Source organism: Devosia sp. LC5 (assembly GCF_000735585.1).
GTDB lineage: Bacteria > Pseudomonadota > Alphaproteobacteria > Rhizobiales > Devosiaceae > Devosia.
This window is the reverse complement of sequence record NZ_JNNO01000012.1, coordinates 295479-312580: the sequence shown is the minus strand read 5'-3', so window position 1 is coordinate 312580 and position 17102 is coordinate 295479. Positions and strand designations below refer to the sequence as shown.

The following is a 17102-nucleotide window of genomic DNA, read 5'->3' as shown; positions in this document are numbered from 1 at the left end:
CCAGATAGGCGATGACCGGGCTGCCCAACCCGCCGGCGCCCACGACCAGCACGCGGGCGCGTTGCAGCGCCTGCTGGCCGCCCCCGCCCATGCCCTTGAGCACCAGATGGCGGGCATAGCGGCGGCTCTCCTCGGGCGAAAACACCATGCTAGTCGCCCAGCGGCACGGCAATGAAGCGCCGGTCGGGCCCCTCAAAGCCGCCGGGATAGACGGCGATAATGGCCACGGCCTTGTCGATCTGTTGCGCCCAGAAGGGCTGCAGCACCGCATAGAGGCGGTATTCCTGCGCACAGCCGCGCGATTCGGGAATGCTGGTCTCGTCATGCACCAGCCGCGTGTTCTCACCCTCACTCAACGTCAGCTGAAAACCCATGGGCGGCATGCTGAACCAATCGGCACAGGGGAGCGGGGAGGTGACGATGTGGCTGGCCAGGCTGAGGCTATAGTCGCCGCGCGGTTCGTCCCGGCCATAGCCGGGCAGGCCGAAGCTCAACTCGCCAGGATTGGTGCCCAGCGCGCCATCGCCATTGAGCGCCAGCACTTCGAGAGCCCCGTCGATCCCCAGGCGATCCAGCACCGGCCTGGCCTGGCGCTGCGCCCGCCGCCTGACTTCGGCGAGGGTAATGGTCTCGTCGTCCACGCGGATGCGGATCGGGGTGCCCTTGGCCCAGGCGTCGCGCGCCATGTCGATGACGTAGAGATTGGCATAGGCAAAGCCCGAGCCATCCTGAATGCCGAATTCCTCGAAGGCGAAATAATCGCCATCCTCGGAAAAGCCGATGAAGTCGATCCCCGCCCGATCCCCGGCCCAGGCGGGCAGCATCAGTACCAAAAATGCGAAAAAACTAGCGGCCAGTCGAGCCGTGGCCGCCTTGGCCGCGTTCCGTATCATCCAGTGCCTCCATCTCGATCAATACTACGCTACTGACCGGCGCCACCACCATCTGGGCAATGCGTTCACCCCGGCGGACGATAAAGGGCGCCGCGCCATGGTTGATCAACAGAACTTTGACCTCGCCACGATAATCGGCGTCCACCGTGCCGGGCGAATTGAGCACGGTAATACCATGCCTGGCCGCCAGGCCCGAGCGGGGCCGGACCTGCGCCTCATAGCCCTCGGGCAGCGCGATGGCGAAGCCGGTGGGGATCATGGCATAGGCGCCCGGCGCGATCTCGATACTCTCATCGGGCGCCAAAGCGGCCGCCAGATCAAGCCCGGCGGCGCCCGATGTCTGCTGGCGCGGCAGGGGCAGGCCCTCGCCATGGGGCAACCAGCGCAGACCAATCCGCACACTCATGGCGCGCGCACCACGGCATAGATTTCGTCGGGCAAGACGGCGGTGCCGTCGATCAGGTCGAGAATGGGAATGACCATTTCGGCGGATGAACCATCGGGGGAGCGTTTCATATTCGTCTGGGTGACGGAAAGGCCGGAGAAGCGCAGGGTGATGGTGCGCTTGGCAAAGAAGGCTTCGAGCATCTGCCTGGTTTCGGCATCCAGTTCCTCGCCCATATCCACTTCGGTCTTCATTTGCCTGGTGGAAACCGAGATGCGCACCAGCCCGCGCCCGGCGCTGCGGAAATGCACCGGCGCCTCGACCTCGCCCAGATCCAGGCTAGCAAAGCGGCCTTCCTGGTCGACGAGGCACGTGGCGCTGCCATCCTGGTTTTCGGTGAGCTTGCCGCTGGTGCAGAAACGGTCATCGTCCTTGCTGCCGGCGGGGCCCGAATTCATCTTGAGCATGGCATAGAAATCGGCCGCCATGACCTGGGTGAGGCTGGCCCGGGCCGTGGTCGGACTGGTCAGCGCGATATCCACCTTGGCGTCGATACAGCCGGTGAGTATCAGGCCCAGCCCGACCATGGCGGCGAGCCTGGAAAGCAGTTTGGCGGCCATGATCGTCCTCTTGAAACGTGCCGGCAATCTAGGGACCGCTATCGGGGAGGGCAAGTCAGGAGGTCGAGAGCAGCACGCGCACCGTGGCCACGGCAAAGAAAATGGTGCCGGCCGCCGCAACCAGCAACAGGGCCACGCGCATCAGCCGGTCTGGCGGGCGCTTATTGGCGTGGTAATCGGCAAGCGCCAGTTCGGCCTGCCCCAGGATGACCGGCACCCGCTGCGCCGCCTCGGCAAAGACGCTCAGATGATCCCTGATATCCTGCACCCGGCCGAGCGGGCCTTCCTCCTTGCGCAGCCAATCGCCCACCACGGGCTCGGCCACGGTCCAGATATCGAGGCCCGGATCGAGCGCGCGGGCGACACCTTCCACCAGCACCATGGATTTCTGCAGCAGCACCAGTTCGGGCCGGGTCTGCATGTTGAACAGATCGGTGATGACAAAGAGCTGGCCCAGCACCCGCGCCATGGAAATATCCTGCGCGGTGCGGCCATGCAGCGGCTCGCCGATGGAGCGGATGGCCAGGGCAAAATCGTCGACCGACTGGTCCTTGGGCACATAGCCGATATCGAAATGGCGTTCGGCCACGAGGCGATAATTGCGGGTGATGAAGCCATAAAGGATATCGGCGAGGAACCGGCGCTCCCGGCGATTGATGCGGCCCATAATGCCGAAATCCACCGCGATCACGTCGCCCGTCCGCGGATCGGCAAACAGGTTCCCCGGATGCATGTCGGCATGGAAGAAGCCGTCGCGAATGGCATGGCGCAAAAAGCTCTGCAGCACCTTGGCCGCCAAAGCCTTGCGGTCCACCCCGGCCGCCTCGAGCGCTGCATGATCGCGGATCGGGATGCCATCGACCCAGGAAGTGGTCAGCACATTCTGCGCCACATGGTCCCAAGAGACACTGGGGATCACAAAGCCGGTGTCATCCTTGATATTCTCGGCCATTTCGGAAATGGCGGCGGCTTCGAGCCGCAGGTCGAGTTCGAGCCGGGCCGAGCGGTCCAGCGTTTCCACCACCTGGGTGGGCTTGAGGCGCTTGGTCGAGCGCACGAAGCGTTCCGCCAAAGCGGCACCCGCATAATAGCTTTCGATATCGGCCATGAAGCGCTGGGCCACGCCGGGCCGCAGGATCTTGACTGCAACGGTCCTGGGCAGACCATTGGCCGGCACGAGGCGGGCTTTGTGGACCTGCGCGATGGAGGCCGCCGCAATGGGCGGGCTCAATTCGGTCAACTCCGCCGCCTTGCTTTCCAGCGCCTCGCTGAGGATGGCCGGCACGAGCGCGGCATCGAACGGGTCCATCTTGTCCTGCAGGCCCGCCAGGTCATTGGCGATTTGCGGCCCCACCACATCGGGACGGGTGGCCAGCGTCTGGCCGAATTTGACATAGGTCGGCCCCAAGCGGTTGAGCGCCTTGTTCAGCCGTTCGACATGGCCGGTCTTGCGCACGCTGGGCCGCTCGATCAGCCGCCCCAGAAAGATGCCCAGCTTGAGCGGGCCGGGCAGGTCCCTGGCCGAGACGATCGAGAGCGCCCCCTCGCGCGCCAGCACATAGCCGGCCCGGGCGAGCCGGTAATAGGCGGAGATCAGCATGCGGTTTTCGCCCATACAATCACAGTGTCATTCCCGCGAAAGCGGGAACCTCCGTTTACCGGGCTCTCCAAGCAAACAGAGGTCCCCGCTTTCGCGGGGATGACATTGTGGGGGTGAGGGGCTTGGGTGGGAACGGCCGAGGCGCGTTGCAGCATCGAGCTCAAATCTTCCACCCCGAAAACAGCGCCGCGATATTGCCGGTATAGGGCGTGTGTTTCACCCGCTTGAACCCGGCCTCGGCCAGCATGCCCGAGAACATTGGCGGGCTGGGGAATTTGCGGATCGATTCGACCAGATATTGATAGGGCTGCCCGTCCCCGGTGACCATGCGGCCCATGGGTGGGATCACCCGGTCGGAAAAGGCATTGTAGAGGCTATCGAGCCCGGGCACGTCGACCTGGGAAAATTCGAGCACCAGGATGCGCCCGCCGCGCTTGAGCACGCGATGGGCTTCGCCCAAAGCCTGCTGGATACGCGGGACGTTGCGAATGCCGAAAGCGATCGTATAGGCGTCAAAGCTGCTGTCGGGGAATGGCAGCTCTTCGGCATTGGCCTCGACGAAACTGGCCTGGGCCGGAAAGCGCCAGGACTTGGCGCGTTCGGCGCCGACCCGCAGCATGTCCGCATTGATGTCGGCGACCACGACCTGGGCATAGCCCACCGAGGCATTGATGATGCGCTCGGCCACGTCCCCCGTGCCGCCGGCCATGTCGAGCACCCGATAGGGGCGCGAACCGGTCTTGGGCGGGGCGAGATCGGCCACCATGGCATCCTTCCAGATGCGGTGAATGCCCCCGCTCATCAGATCGTTCATCAGATCGTAGCGGTCGGCCACGTCGTGAAAGACCTTGTTGACCAGGCCCTGCTTGTCTTCGAGCGCCACAGTCTGTTCGCCGAAATGGGTGGTTTCACGCGCCTCGGTCATGGCATTGCTCGCTTCTCTTTTGCGTTTCGCGCGCACCATATAGAAGCGTCTGGTGCTTTGCCAATTGCGCAAAGCGGCACATGGGACATGAGGTTGAGATGCCCGAACTGCCCGAGGTCGAAACCGTAAGGCGTGGTCTTGAGCCCTGGATCGAGGGCGCCACTATCGAGAAGGTCACGCTCAACCGCGCCAATCTGCGCTTCCCCTTCCCCAAGGATTTGCAATCGGCGCTCGAGGGGCAAGAAATAGTCTCGGTGGGCCGCCGCGCCAAATATCTGCTGATCGGGCTGTCCAATGGCAAGACCCTGCTCAGCCATCTGGGCATGACCGGCAGCTATCGCTTTGCCGAACACGGCATCGACAAGCCGCCGCGCTATTATGAGGTCGAGCCGGTGCCCAGGCACGATCATATGGTCTGGGACATTTCCCATCCCAAGCATGGCAAGAGCCACCTCATCTATGCCGATCCGCGCCGTTTCGGCTTTGTCGATCTTTATGATCATGTCGAGGACAGCCCCTATCTCAAGGGTCTTGGCCCCGAGCCCCTGGGCAATGATTTCAACGCCGAGGAAATGGCCGAAAAATTCAAGGGCAAGAAGACCCCGATCAAGGCGGCTTTGCTCGACCAGCGCGTGGTGGCGGGCCTGGGCAATATCTATGTCGCCGAAGCCCTGCATCGCGCCCATATCCTGCCCACGGTTCTCGCCGGCACCCTGGTCACCGCCGGGGGCCAGCCCAAACCGGTGCTCGAAGACCTCGCCCATGCCGTGCGGCAGGTGTTGATCGAAGCCATCGAAGTGGGCGGCTCCACGCTGCGCGATTTCCGCAATGCCGAGGGCGGCTCGGGCTATTTCCAGCACCGCTTTGCCGTCTATGACCGGGAAGGGGAGCCCTGCCCCACGCCAATGTGTACGGGCACGATCGAACGCATCGTCCAATCGGGGCGCTCGACGTTCTTTTGTCGGGTGTGCCAGAAGAAGGCGTGAACGGGTTTGATCTGCCAGTCGAGCCTTGCTGGGACACCAATCTCCTCGTCGTCGTCATCACCCGGCTCGTCCGGGTGATCCATCGTCCCGCATATGCTGAGGCATGGATTGCCCGGACAAGCCGGGCAATGACGATGGAACTGAGAGGGCGGGGGGCTACCCGCTGGCAACAGTGATCTCATCACCTCCATGGCAGCCATGCGTCCCCTGAATCCAGTTGACGCTTCCCCCCCTTTCCCCTATAGACCGCCCCACTTGGCGGCTTGACGTAAGGCCGCCGCTTTCATTTCATCCCGGACGGTGCGCTGCCAAGGCGCCTTCGGCCGGTTGGACGCCAAGAGGACCGTTATGGCCAATACGCCGTCAGCCAAAAAGGCTACCCGCAAGATCGAAGCCCGCACCGCGGTCAACAAGTCGCGCCGCTCGCGCGTCCGCACCTTCATCCGCAAGGTTGAAGAAGCCATCGTGGCCGGCGATCATGCCGTGGCCTTTGCCGCCCTCAAGGCTGCCGAGCCCGAAATCACCCGCGCCGCCACCAAGGGCATCGTTCATGCCAATCTGGCGGCCCGCAAGGTCAGCCGCCTCAATAGCCGCGTCAAGGCTCTCGCCTGACCCGGCCAGACCCTGCGCAGCATGGCTGCGACAGGATGCCAATGGGCTCCCTCGGGGGCCCATTTTCTTTGCCCTTTCCAGCACACGGAATCGCGGCAAGGATTTTCCGCCTTGACGGTTTGATGTCATCCAGATGACGCGATTGCGACATCCCGGTGTTTTCACCCATCCTTGCAAAATAGTCAGTACGCGCAAGGATTTGTGAGCCCATTTGGGGTTTTTGCAATTGTCACGAAACCGTTGGAACCACTCCAAACTGTGGTTTGGGGAAATATAATTTTGGTTGGGGCGCTCGGCTTGTGACAAGAATCTGCATGGAGTCACAGAGCCTTGCCGGAGCCATGTTTTCCTCAGGCCGGGTGGCGGAAAAGACATAGTCAGAGTCAAGCCCTCATTTTCGGAAAAGGGGCATTGCCCCCCTAAAATCGAGCCACTACTATGGCCTGGTCAGCTCGAAAACGGGGGCCATCAAGGACCTTCTCACCGAGCGGATGGGGTCATATTTCGGGGCGTTGTTTTGGGCGCGTTTCGGCAGCAATGCCGGGGCGGTTTTTCCGGTAATCCCGGGCAAATTGGGTTCAGTAGAGCGCCGGCCGTTTCGGTCCGGCTTCACGTCAAAGAGTAATGCAGGCTAACGGTGGCGTTCCCACCGGGCTGGTGTATTGCGTCCGTGTCATCGGGCGCCCCGGCGAAGCTATGGCCAATTGGACGGGCAAGTCCAGGCGGCGTGGCGAGAACGAAGAACCAAGGGGCCGGCGTTTTCGCTATCCGGCTTGGACAGTCACTTGGCCGGGCTTTGCGGACCGGCCGAAGCAACAGCAAATGGGGCACTCACGATGATGATGCAGACCGCCGGAAAGGACGATTGGGGAAATCCCCAGCCATCCTCCACCACTCCGACACTTAAAGGCGAAATGTCTGTCATGATCACCTCCGGTTCCGAAGCGCAGCGCGACCTCTTCAACCGGGTGCGCGCCCGCCTCAAGGCCGCCGTGGGCGAAGATGTGTTTACCTCCTGGTTCGCCCGGCTCGAGCTGGAAGAAATCGTCGACGATCTGGTGCATCTGTCGGCGCCCACGCGGTTCCTGTGCTCGTGGGTCCAATCCAATTACGCCGACCGCATCATTGAATCCTTCCGCCAGGACGTCGACAGCGTCACGCGCCTGCAGGTCACCCTGCGCGTCAATGGCCAGGCCACCAAGAAACTGGCCCCCGCCGCCGAAATCGCCCCGAGCGGCGATGCGGGTGCGCCTGCAAGTGTGGCTGCTGCCCCCCAGGCGCCCGCCACGCCGCGGCTGGTGCGCGACAATAGTGCAAGCAAGGGCGATGCCCTGGCCGGCAGCGCCATCGACCAGCGCATGACGTTCGAGACTTTCGTGCCCGGCGCGGCCAATGAAATGGCCTTTGGCGTCGCCAAGCAGATCGCCCATGCCGCCGCCAACAATTCGGTGACCTTCAATCCGGTCTATATTCATTCGACGGTCGGGCTGGGCAAATCCCACCTGCTCAACGCCATCGCCCATGCGGTGCAATCGGCCGATGCATCCAAGAACATCGTCTATCTGACCGCCGACCATTTCATGTACCATTTCATCACCGCCGTGCAGCGCCAGTCCGCGCTCGGCTTCAAGGAATGGCTGCGCCGGGTCGATCTGCTGCTGATCGATGACATGCAATTCCTGCAGGGCAAGTCCGCCACCGAATTCGGCCATACGCTGGGAACGCTGCTGACCGGCGCCAAGCAGGTCGTGGTGGCCGGCGACGCGCCCCCCCGGGATCTCGAAATGATCGACGAGCGCATTCGCTCGCGCCTGTCGGGTGGGCTGGTCGTGCCGATCACCGGCTTTGACATGGAATTGCGCCGCGCCATCGTGCAGCGCCGCGCCGACCAGGCCAGCGCCCGCTACGGCATGCATTTCCCCACCCCGGTGATCGATTATGTCTCGCGCGCCGTGGTCAGCCATGGCCGCGACCTCGATGGCGCCGTCAATCGCCTCGTCGCTGCCAATCAGCTGACCGGCGAATTGATCACCGTGCCCCTGGCCGAAAAGACCCTGGCCGACCTGATCCGCGCCCGCGACGCCAAGCGCGTCCGCATCGAGGACATTCTCCGGATAGTCTCGCGCCATTACAAAGTGCCGCGCAACGAATTGCTCTCGGCCCGCCGCAGCCGCGACGTGGTGCGCCCGCGCCAGATCGCCATGTTCCTCGCCAAGGCCTTGACCTCCCGCTCGCTCCCCGAAATCGGCCGCCGCTTCGGCGGGCGCGATCACACCACGGTGCTGCATTCGGTGCGCAAGGTGGAATCGATGATGAAGGACGATATCGAGCTCTGCCAGGAGATCGAATTGCTGAAACGCATGCTGGAAGAATAGGTTTTTGGCCCTTTTGCTGCGGTGGTGCTCAGCGCCATTCTGCCCGCCGCCGTCATCACCCGGCTTGTCCGGGTGATCCATGCGAGGGCTTACACTGAAGCTTCGCCCCACCCACGGTGTCATTCCCGCGAAAGCGGGAACCTCCGTTGGCGATGCTGGTCAGGAAACAGGGGTTCCCGCTTTCGCGGGAATGACGCCGGGACGGCGGCGGCCTCAGAGCAGGCCTCATGGTGAGCCCGTCGAATCATGAGGTCATGCCACCGCGAGTGTCCTCGCCGCGTCTCTTTGTGGAATCCCTGCGGCAAACTGCCTGCTGCCCTTGCCTTTGCGATCACAAATTGTAAATGTCCAACCCCGGCTTGCCGGGGTTTTTTGTCGCTCCCAAGGGCGGCCGCGTAGTGCCAAGGATTGATCGTCAATGAAAGTCACGCTCGAACGCAATCATCTGCTCAAGTCGCTGAGCCATGTGCATCGCGTGGTCGAGCGGCGCAACACCTATCCCATCCTCGCCAATGTGCTGTTCAAGGCGGCCGAGGACCGGGTGGAGCTGCGCGCCACCGATCTCGATATCGAAGTGACCGAGGCCGTGCCGGCCATGGTCTCCACTCCCGGCACCACCACGGTTCCCGCCCATACGCTCTACGAAATCGTGCGCAAGCTCAGCGATGGCGCCGAAGTGCGGCTCGAGACCGATGGCGGCGAGAACATGGTTCTCACTTCCGGCCGCTCGCGCTTCAATCTGGCGTGTCTCAGCCCCGACAGTTTCCCGGATCTGAAATCGGGCAGTTTCGGCCATGAATTTTCCATTGCCGCCTCCGCCCTGCGCGAATTGATCGAGCGCACCCAATTCGCGATTTCCAACGAAGAGACGCGCTATTATCTCAACGGCATCTATTTCCATGCCGTGGAAAATTCGGCGACCGGCACCGTGCTGCGCGCCGTCGCCACCGATGGCCACCGCATGGCCCGCGCCGAAATCGAAGCGCCCGAGGGCGCCAAGGGCATGCCTGGCATTATCGTGCCGAAAAAGACCGTGGGCGAAGTGCAGAAACTGCTCGACGGCGCCGAGGGCGAGGTCAAGGTCGAAGTCTCCGACACCAAGATCCGCTTCACGGTCGGCCCGGTCGTGCTGCTCAGTAAGCTCATCGAGGGCACTTTCCCCGATTACGATCGGGTGACCCCCAAGAACAATGACAAGCAGATGAATGTCGACCGGGCGAGCTTTGCCACCGCGGTCGATCGCGTCTCCACCATTGCGTCGGATCGTGGCGGCAAGGCGGTAAAACTCTCGGCCAAGGATGGCCTGCTCGAACTTTCGGTGACCAATCCCGACCACGGCACGGCCAGCGAAGAACTGGCCGTCGAATTCGACACCGATGGCTTCGAGATCGGCTTCAACGCGCGCTATCTGCTTGATATCATCGGGCAGATCCGCAGCGAAAGCGCCATCTTCATGTTTAACGACGCCGGCTCCCCCACGCTGGTCAAGGACGAAGGCGAGACCAAGGCGCTCTATGTCCTGATGCCGATGCGGGTTTGATCGGCAATATCGCTTCGTCATGAAGGCCCCCTCACCCGGCCCTGCGGGCCGACCTCTCCCCCAAAGGGAGAGGTGTCGCTGCGCGACGAGAGCCCTCCTTCACCTCTCCCTGGGGGGAGAGCGGTGAGGGGGCCTTCTATCGGAGCGTGCCGATGACCCGTCACCTCTCCCGCCTCCGCCTTACCGCCTTCCGCAATTACACGGCGGCGGCATTGGACCTCGATGATCGCCATCTGGTCCTCACCGGCCCCAATGGCGCCGGCAAGACCAATCTGCTTGAAGCGGTGAGCCTGCTCTCGCCCGGCCGCGGCCTGCGGCGCGCCAGTTTCGATACTGTGCAAGCGCAAGGCAGCGATATCGGCTGGGCGGTCGCTGCAACCGTCGAGACCGATGATGGCCCCGCCGATATCGGCACCGGCGCCACGCCGGATGGCGGCCGCCGCGTGCGCATCAATGGCGCCAATGCCCGCTCCATCGAGGCGATGAGCGATTATCTGCGCGTGCTCTGGCTCACCCCTTCCATGGATGGGCTGTTTTCCGGCCCCGCCAGCGACCGGCGGCGGTTTTTGGACCGCCTGGTGACGACGCTCATTCCCAGCCATTCTTCATCGGTTGCCGACTATGACAAGGCCATGCGGCAGCGCAATCGCCTGCTCGAAGAGGGTGGCGACGCCCGTTGGCTCTCGGCGGTGGAAGTCCAGCTCGCCGAACTGGGTGCCTCCATCCATCTGGCCCGCACCGATAGCCTCACGCATTTGCAGGCGCTGATCGAACAGAGCCTGGATGATGTGAGCTTCCCCGCCGCCCATCTGGCGCTGACGCCCTTGTTTGAAAACCAGGGCGAACCCACTTCCTCGGCCGCGCTCGAAACCGCTCTGATCGAGACCTGGCAGGCTTCGCGCGCCCTTGATCGCGCCGCCGGACGCACCATATCTGGACCACACCGTGTTGATCTGGAAGTGACCTATGCCCAAAAGGGCATGCCGGCTGCTTTAGGCTCGACCGGCGAGCAAAAGGCCCTGCTGGTCGGGCTGATCCTGGCCCATGCCAGATTGGTCAAGCTGCGCACCGCGATCACTCCATTCCTGCTGCTCGACGAAATCGCCGCCCATCTCGATCCGGACCGCCGCCGGGCCCTGTTTTCCGCCTTGGACGGGCTGGGAACGCAATGCTTCCTCACCGGCACCGACCGGCTGCTGTTCGAAGCGCTGGGCCCGCGGGCGCAGGCGATCACGGTGCGTGATGGACGGCTCTACAAGGATTGAAACCGCCTTGCTGACCCCACCCACCGGCTCTCCCTCGGGCCTGACCCGAGGGCCATTCGCCACTTGTGCCGGGCTGATAAAGGCCCTCGGGTCAGGCCCGAGGGAGAGCCGGTGGGGGTGACGAAGACAGGGATCGCCCGATGGCCGGAATTCCGGCCCTCAAATCCAGCCTTCATCCCCCGCCAAAAGCCCCTAAAAAGGCCATTTTGCTTGGGGATAGCCCCCTGTTCCGTTAGAACTAATTCACTCTGAAATGACCTGATTCGGACCCCATGACCGATAGCCAAATTCCCGTCCCGACCGAATATGATGCCGACAGCATTAAAGTGCTCAAGGGGCTCGATGCCGTGCGCAAGCGCCCCGGCATGTATATCGGGGATACCGATGACGGATCGGGCCTGCATCACATGGTCTATGAGGTGGTCGACAATGCCATCGACGAGGCCCTGGCGGGCCATGCGGACCTGGTGACGGTGACGCTCAATGCCGATGGCTCGGTCACAGTGACCGATAATGGCCGCGGCATTCCCACCGGCATCCACAAGGAAGAGGGCGTTTCGGCGGCCGAGGTCATCATGACCCAGCTGCATGCCGGGGGTAAGTTCGACCAGAATTCCTACAAGGTTTCGGGGGGCCTGCATGGCGTGGGCGTGTCCGTGGTGAACGCGCTTTCGGTCTGGCTCAAGCTCAAGATCCGCAGCGGCGGCCAGATCCACGAGATGAGCTTCACCCATGGCAATGCCGATGGTCCGCTCACGGTTACCGGCACCTATGAAGGGCGCAACGGCACCGAGGTCAGCTTCATGCCCTCGTCCGAAACCTTCACCATGATCGAGTTCGATTTCAAGACGCTCGAACACCGCCTGCGCGAGCTGGCTTTCCTCAATTCGGGCGTGCATATCCTGCTCGCCGATCGCCGCCATCCCGAGCCGGTCGATATCGACCTGTTCTATGAGGGGGGGCTCGAAGCCTTCGTCAATTACCTCGACAAGTCCAAGCAGGCAGTGATCGACAAGCCGATCACCATGATCAGCGAAAAGGACGGCATCACCGTCGAAGTGGCGCTGCAGTGGAATGACAGCTACCACGAAAACGTGCTCTGCTTCACCAACAACATCCCCCAGCGCGATGGCGGCACGCATCTGGCCGGCCTGCGCGGCGCCTTGACGCGCCAGGTGGTCGGCTATGCCGAAAGCTCGGGCATTTCCAAGAAGGAAAAGGTGTCGGTCACCGGCGATGACACGCGCGAGGGACTTACATGCGTGCTGTCTGTAAAAGTTCCCGACCCGAAATTTTCTTCGCAGACCAAGGACAAGCTGGTCTCCTCCGAAGTGCGCCCCGTCGTTGAAAACATCGTCAACGAGAAGCTGGGCCAGTGGTTCGAGGAACATCCCAACGAGGCCAAGGTCATTGTCGGCAAGGTGGCGGAAGCCGCCGCCGCCCGCGAGGCCGCCCGCAAGGCGCGCGAGCTGACCCGCCGCAAGGGCGCGCTCGAAATCTCCTCCCTGCCCGGCAAGCTGGCCGATTGCCAGGAACGCGATCCCGCCAAGTCCGAAATCTTCATCGTCGAGGGTGACTCGGCCGGTGGCTCGGCCAAGCAGGGGCGTGACCGCTCCAACCAGGCCGTGCTGCCGCTGCGCGGCAAGATCCTCAATGTGGAGCGCGCCCGGTTTGACCGCATGATCTCCTCGGACCAGGTCGGCACGCTGATCACGGCGCTTGGCACCGGCATTGGCCGCGAAGAGTTCAACGCCGACAAGCTGCGCTACCACAAGATCATCATCATGACCGACGCCGACGTGGACGGCGCCCATATCCGTACGCTTCTGCTCACCTTCTTCTACCGGCAGACGCCCGAACTGCTCGAGCGCGGCCATATCTACATCGCCCAGCCCCCGCTCTACAAAGCCATGCGCGGCAAGTCCGAGCAGTATCTGAAGGACGAGCGGGCGCTCGAAGACTATTTGCTCGATGCGGGGCTGGACGAAGCCGTGTTCAAGACGCGCGATGGCGTCGAACATGCCGGCCCCGACCTGCTCAATATTCTCCAGCAGGCACGCGACATCGTCAAAGCGATCGACAATCTCAACACGCGCTACAATCGAAGCCTTGTCGAACAGGCCGCCATCGTGGGCGGGCTCGACCCTGAGGGGCTGAGCGATCCGGACCGGATCGGAGAGACCATGAGCCGCGTCGCCAACCGGCTCGACCGGATTTCGGACGAGTTGGAACGCGGCTGGACCGGCGAATTGACCGATGACGAGGGCCTGGCCTTCTCGCGCACCGTGCGCGGCGTCACCGAAAAGCACCTGCTCGACCGGGCCCTCCTGCAAAGCGCCGACGCCCGCAAGCTGCGCCAATTGGCCAGCCGCCTTGACGAACTGTTCGGCGGCGTGCCGACCCTCACCCGCAAGGGCGAAACCATCCCGATCTATGGCCCCGCAACCCTGTTCAAAGCGGTCACCGATGCGGGCCGCAAGGGCGTGTCGCTGCAGCGCTATAAGGGCCTGGGCGAAATGAACGCCTCCCAGCTCTGGGAAACCACGCTCGACCCCAATGCCCGCACCCTGCTCAAGGTGGAAATCGACGAAACCACCGAAGCCGACGCCATCTTCACGGCGCTGATGGGGGACCTCGTCGAACCCCGCCGCGACTTCATCCAGGACAATGCGCTCAGCGTGAGCAATCTGGACGTCTGATGGGCTAGGCCGAGATGGCGGCGATCCGGCGCCGCCTCTCGCCGGCAATTATGGCCAGCAATACGCCGCCCAGGATGGCCAGGCTGCAGATCAGCAGCCGGCCTGTCAGCGTCTCGCCCAGGAAAACCACGCCGCCAATGGCGGCCACGGCCGGAACGCTCAATTGCACGATTGCTGCCTGCTTGCGCTGCAGGCCGGGCAGGGCCGCGTACCACACGGCATAACCCAGCCCCGAGGCCACGGCGCCGGAGAGCACCGCCCATAACAGACCCCACCAATCGCCCAGCGGATGCAGCAGGCCCAGCCCGATCAGCAGCAGCGCCAGTGGAACACTGCGCAGGAAGTTCCCGGCCGTGTCGAGCAGCGGGCTGCTCGAGCCGCGGCCGACCAGGGAATAGACGGCCCAGCTTGTGCCCGCCAGCATCATCAGCCCGGCTGCCACGGGGTCAGGCGCGGTGAGGCCGGGCCAGACCAGAAAGCCAAAGGCCAGCAGCGCCACGCCGATGCCCAGCCATTCCGCCGGTCCGGGCGCTTCGCCCTTGTGGACGCCCCATCCCAGCATGGTGAACTGGACGCTGGCAAACAGGATCAACGCCCCGGTCCCGGCGCCCAAGGCTATATAGGCGTAGGAGAACGCCAAGGCATAGGCGCACAATCCCCCTGCCCCCACCCAGCTTCCGGCTACCAGCACCGGCCGCAAGCCGTGCCGGCGCAGCAGAACCAGCCCGGCCAAGACCAGCGCCCCCGAAAGAAGGCGCACCCCGGTATAGAGCCCCGCATCGGTCGTGCCGCCCGCCAGCGCCAGCCGGGCCAGCACCGAATTGGCGGCAAAAGCGAGGATGGCAATCAAGGTCAGCCCGGCAAGTCGAAGCATGATGCAGCCCATTGCGCGGCGGGCCATCAGCCTACGCTCCCGCCCCGCCATTGTCATCAACGGCCCAGCCCGCTGGCTTTTCGCCTCGGAACCCCGCTATAGCTGGTTAGTGCCAAGCCCACTTTCGGCACTCAAATCCACGGCGTGCTTCATGAAAAAGATCGACCAGGCAAGCCCATTGCACCTGCGACCTGTCGCCCTTGGCGACGAGGCCGCAATCCGTGCTGCGGCGCGCGAACTGGCCGCAGAGGGTTTTACCTTCGCCTTTGGGCTCGATACGGCAAGCGCATTTGCCGGCTACGTGGCCCATCTCGATGCGCGGCGGCTGGGGCAGGGTCTGGCGCCGGGCGAGGTTCCCGAAACCTTTCTCCTTGCCGAAGTCGATGGGGAGATCGTTGGCCGCCTGTCGCTGCGCCACGCGCTCAACGATCAATTGCGCACCAATGGCGGCCATATCGGCTTCGGCATCCTGCGCTCACACCGCCGGCGGGGCCACGCCTCCGAAATCCTGCGGCAGGCGCTTATCCTCGCCCGCGACCTCGATATCGAGCGCGTCCTGCTCACCTGTAACGAGAGCAATACCGGCTCGCGACGGGTGATCGAGAGCCAGGGCGGCGTCTTTGGCGGGCATTCACCCACCGATCCGGCCAAGCGGCTGTACTGGATCGCGCTGGCTTAGAGCCGCGCCCTGAACAATGCGTTCTTCCTATCTGGCTTTTTCCCGCGCCAGCGGCGACATATCTAGCCAATGTTCCCGCCAGTGGGAGCAAGCACACGGGTTCTGCCATGAAAAAGATCGGCTTTCTGTCCTTCGGCCATTGGTCGCCCTCGCCGCAGTCCGGCACCCGCACGGCGGGCGATGCGCTGCTGCAATCGATCGACCTGGCAGTTGCCGCCGAAGAATTGGGGGCCGATGGCGCCTATTTCCGGGTGCATCATTTTGCCCGCCAGCTGGCCTCGCCCTTTCCGCTGCTGGCCGCCATCGGCGCCCGGACCAGGAAAATCGAGATCGGCACCGCTGTCATCGACATGCGCTATGAAAACCCGCTCTACATGGCCGAGGATGCCGGCGCGGCCGACCTGATCGCGGGCGGCCGGTTGCAATTGGGCATCAGCCGCGGCTCGCCCGAACAGGTGATCGACGGCTGGCGCTATTTCGGCTATGCCCCGGCCGAGGGCCAGAGTGACGCCGATATGGCCCGCAGCCAGACCGAAGTGCTGCTCGAAGTACTCAAGGGCCATGGTTTTGCCGAGCCCAATCCGCGCCCCATGTTCCCCAATCCGCCCGGCAAGCTGCGGCTCGAACCCTTTTCCGAGGGCCTGCGCCAGCGCATCTGGTGGGGCGCGGCCACCGACGCGACTGCCATCTGGGCGGCCAGGCTGGGCATGCATCTGCAAAGCTCGACGCTCAAATTCGACGAAAGCGGCAAGCCCTTCCATATCCAGCAGGCCGAACAGATCCGCGCCTATCGCGCCGCCTGGAAAGAAGCCGGCCACGCCCATGAACCACGCGTCTCGGTCAGCCGCTCGATCTTCGCCCTGGTCAATGACACCGACCGCGCCTATTTCGGCGGCGGTGGCCGCGAAGAGGACAGCTTTGGCTATATCGAGCCGGAAAAGCGCGCCGTTTTCGGCCGCGGCTATGCTGCCGAGCCCGATGTGCTGATCAAGGAACTGGCGGCCGACGAAGCCATTGCCGAAGCCGATACCCTGCTGCTCACCGTCCCCAACCAGCTCGGCGTCGAATACAATGCCCATGTCATCGAGTCGATTTTGAAACTCGTCGCCCCGGCTCTGGGCTGGCGCTGAGCGAGAATGACGATGCGTGACGCCCATTACATCGCCCTGATCCACAAGGACGCCGGGTCCGGCTATGGCGTTTCCTTCCCCGATGTTGCGGGCGTCATTGCCGTTGCCGACACGCTGGACGAAGCCATTGCCGAAGCCGCTGCGGCTCTGGCTTTCGCCTTTGAAGACTGGTCCGGTCCTTTGCCGGTGGCACGGAGTCTGGAAGCTCTACGTCAGGATGCTGAATTTCAGGCCTTGGCCGAGGATGCGGTCATTGCCGCAGTGCGCCCCTCGCGCGAATATTATCACGCGGCCGAATAACCCCACCCACTGCAATGTGACTGCCCCTTGTTGCCCACCGGCAACAGGGGCGGGGTAACCCGCAAAAGCTCACATAAACCGGCCACAATTTCCCATGAGAACGCTGCTGTAGCCGCGCAGGAAGCGCCCCCTGTCGATCAACACGGGAATGATGCGCCAGCGGACGGCTTGGTCGGTCTTTACGCTTTGCTAACCTCTTTGTTTGCCATGATGGCGGAT

At 63.4% G+C, this 17102-nt stretch carries 17 protein-coding genes; 9 read left to right on the top strand and 8 right to left on the bottom strand.

Translation table 11 applies throughout. The features are described 5' to 3' along the window. The 6 genes from FF80_RS22190 to ubiE all read right to left on the bottom strand — a co-directional run. A partial coding sequence (locus FF80_RS22190; RefSeq protein WP_200877184.1) for a ThiF family adenylyltransferase occupies positions 1 to 148 on the bottom strand: 148 nt, incomplete at its 3' end. Between the two features lies 1 nt (position 149). Next, positions 150 to 893: a DUF2259 domain-containing protein gene (locus FF80_RS08985; RefSeq protein ID WP_052153333.1), complete on the bottom strand. Its 744-nt coding sequence runs from the start codon at positions 891 to 893 to the stop codon at positions 150 to 152. After that, positions 847 to 1299 (bottom strand): dUTP diphosphatase, encoded by a 453-nt coding sequence (gene dut, locus FF80_RS08980; protein ID WP_035099379.1) that lies wholly within the window; start codon positions 1297 to 1299, stop codon positions 847 to 849. Before dut ends, FF80_RS08985 begins: the two co-directional genes overlap by 47 nt. Then, a complete protein-coding gene (locus tag FF80_RS08975; RefSeq protein WP_035099377.1) occupies positions 1296 to 1898 on the bottom strand; it encodes a hypothetical protein in 603 nt (200 codons plus the stop codon). Before FF80_RS08975 ends, dut begins: the two co-directional genes overlap by 4 nt. A gap of 55 nt (positions 1899 to 1953) precedes the next feature. Beyond that, positions 1954 to 3498 (bottom strand): 2-polyprenylphenol 6-hydroxylase, encoded by a 1545-nt coding sequence (gene ubiB / locus FF80_RS08970; protein ID WP_035099490.1) that lies wholly within the window; start codon positions 3496 to 3498, stop codon positions 1954 to 1956. A 160-nt stretch (positions 3499 to 3658) separates the two neighbouring features. Beyond that, the gene (gene ubiE, locus FF80_RS08965) at positions 3659 to 4423 is read right to left on the bottom strand and encodes a bifunctional demethylmenaquinone methyltransferase/2-methoxy-6-polyprenyl-1,4-benzoquinol methylase UbiE (RefSeq protein WP_035099488.1); all 765 of its coding nucleotides are present in this window, start codon (positions 4421 to 4423) and stop codon (positions 3659 to 3661) included. 98 nt (positions 4424 to 4521) lie between these two features. On the opposite strand from ubiE, the gene mutM reads away from it, so the two are divergent. Both mutM and rpsT read left to right on the top strand, forming a co-directional pair. Continuing rightward, positions 4522 to 5409: a bifunctional DNA-formamidopyrimidine glycosylase/DNA-(apurinic or apyrimidinic site) lyase gene (gene mutM, locus FF80_RS08960; RefSeq protein WP_035099375.1), complete on the top strand. Its 888-nt coding sequence runs from the start codon at positions 4522 to 4524 to the stop codon at positions 5407 to 5409. 348 nt (positions 5410 to 5757) lie between these two features. Continuing rightward, positions 5758 to 6021, top strand: coding sequence for a 30S ribosomal protein S20 (rpsT, locus tag FF80_RS08955; protein WP_035099374.1), 264 nt, complete (start codon positions 5758 to 5760; stop codon positions 6019 to 6021). A gap of 781 nt (positions 6022 to 6802) precedes the next feature. Here rpsT and FF80_RS22145 read toward each other — a convergent pair. Beyond that, positions 6803 to 6946 carry a hypothetical protein gene (locus FF80_RS22145; protein WP_160172817.1) on the bottom strand — a complete coding sequence of 48 codons (144 nt, stop codon included), beginning with the start codon at positions 6944 to 6946 and terminating at the stop codon, positions 6803 to 6805. Here FF80_RS22145 and dnaA point away from each other — a divergent pair. The 4 genes from dnaA to gyrB all read left to right on the top strand — a co-directional run bounded on the left by dnaA (position 6945) and on the right by gyrB (position 13900). Continuing rightward, a complete protein-coding gene (gene dnaA / locus FF80_RS08950) occupies positions 6945 to 8396 on the top strand; it encodes a chromosomal replication initiator protein DnaA (RefSeq protein WP_244445740.1) in 1452 nt (483 codons plus the stop codon). The two genes, FF80_RS22145 and dnaA, sit on opposite strands and share 2 nt — an antisense overlap. Positions 8397 to 8814: 418 nt before the next feature. Next, complete coding sequence (gene dnaN, locus FF80_RS08945) at positions 8815 to 9936, top strand: DNA polymerase III subunit beta (RefSeq protein ID WP_035099372.1); 1122 nt, start codon at positions 8815 to 8817, stop codon at positions 9934 to 9936. A 152-nt stretch (positions 9937 to 10088) separates the two neighbouring features. After that, positions 10089 to 11201, top strand: a complete 1113-nt coding sequence (gene recF, locus FF80_RS08940) for a DNA replication/repair protein RecF (protein ID WP_035099369.1) — start codon at positions 10089 to 10091, stop codon at positions 11199 to 11201. Positions 11202 to 11473: 272 nt separating this feature from the next. After that, entirely contained in the window at positions 11474 to 13900 is a 2427-nt protein-coding gene (gyrB, locus tag FF80_RS08935) for a DNA topoisomerase (ATP-hydrolyzing) subunit B (protein WP_035099366.1), read from the top strand. Between the two features lie 4 nt (positions 13901 to 13904). Here gyrB and FF80_RS08930 read toward each other — a convergent pair whose 3' ends face one another. Continuing rightward, the gene (locus FF80_RS08930) at positions 13905 to 14801 is read right to left on the bottom strand and encodes a DMT family transporter (RefSeq protein WP_244445739.1); all 897 of its coding nucleotides are present in this window, start codon (positions 14799 to 14801) and stop codon (positions 13905 to 13907) included. Between the two features lie 124 nt (positions 14802 to 14925). Between FF80_RS08930 and FF80_RS08925 the strand changes: the two genes are divergently transcribed. The 3 genes from FF80_RS08925 (at position 14926) to FF80_RS08915 (ending at position 16883) form a co-directional block, all read left to right on the top strand. Next, positions 14926 to 15453: a GNAT family N-acetyltransferase gene (locus FF80_RS08925; RefSeq protein ID WP_035099484.1), complete on the top strand. Its 528-nt coding sequence runs from the start codon at positions 14926 to 14928 to the stop codon at positions 15451 to 15453. 107 nt (positions 15454 to 15560) lie between these two features. Further along, positions 15561 to 16583 (top strand): LLM class flavin-dependent oxidoreductase, encoded by a 1023-nt coding sequence (locus tag FF80_RS08920; protein WP_035099364.1) that lies wholly within the window; start codon positions 15561 to 15563, stop codon positions 16581 to 16583. A 6-nt stretch (positions 16584 to 16589) separates the two neighbouring features. After that, the gene (locus FF80_RS08915; protein ID WP_244445738.1) at positions 16590 to 16883 is read left to right on the top strand and encodes a type II toxin-antitoxin system HicB family antitoxin; all 294 of its coding nucleotides are present in this window, start codon (positions 16590 to 16592) and stop codon (positions 16881 to 16883) included. Positions 16884 to 17102 lie beyond the last annotated feature (219 nt).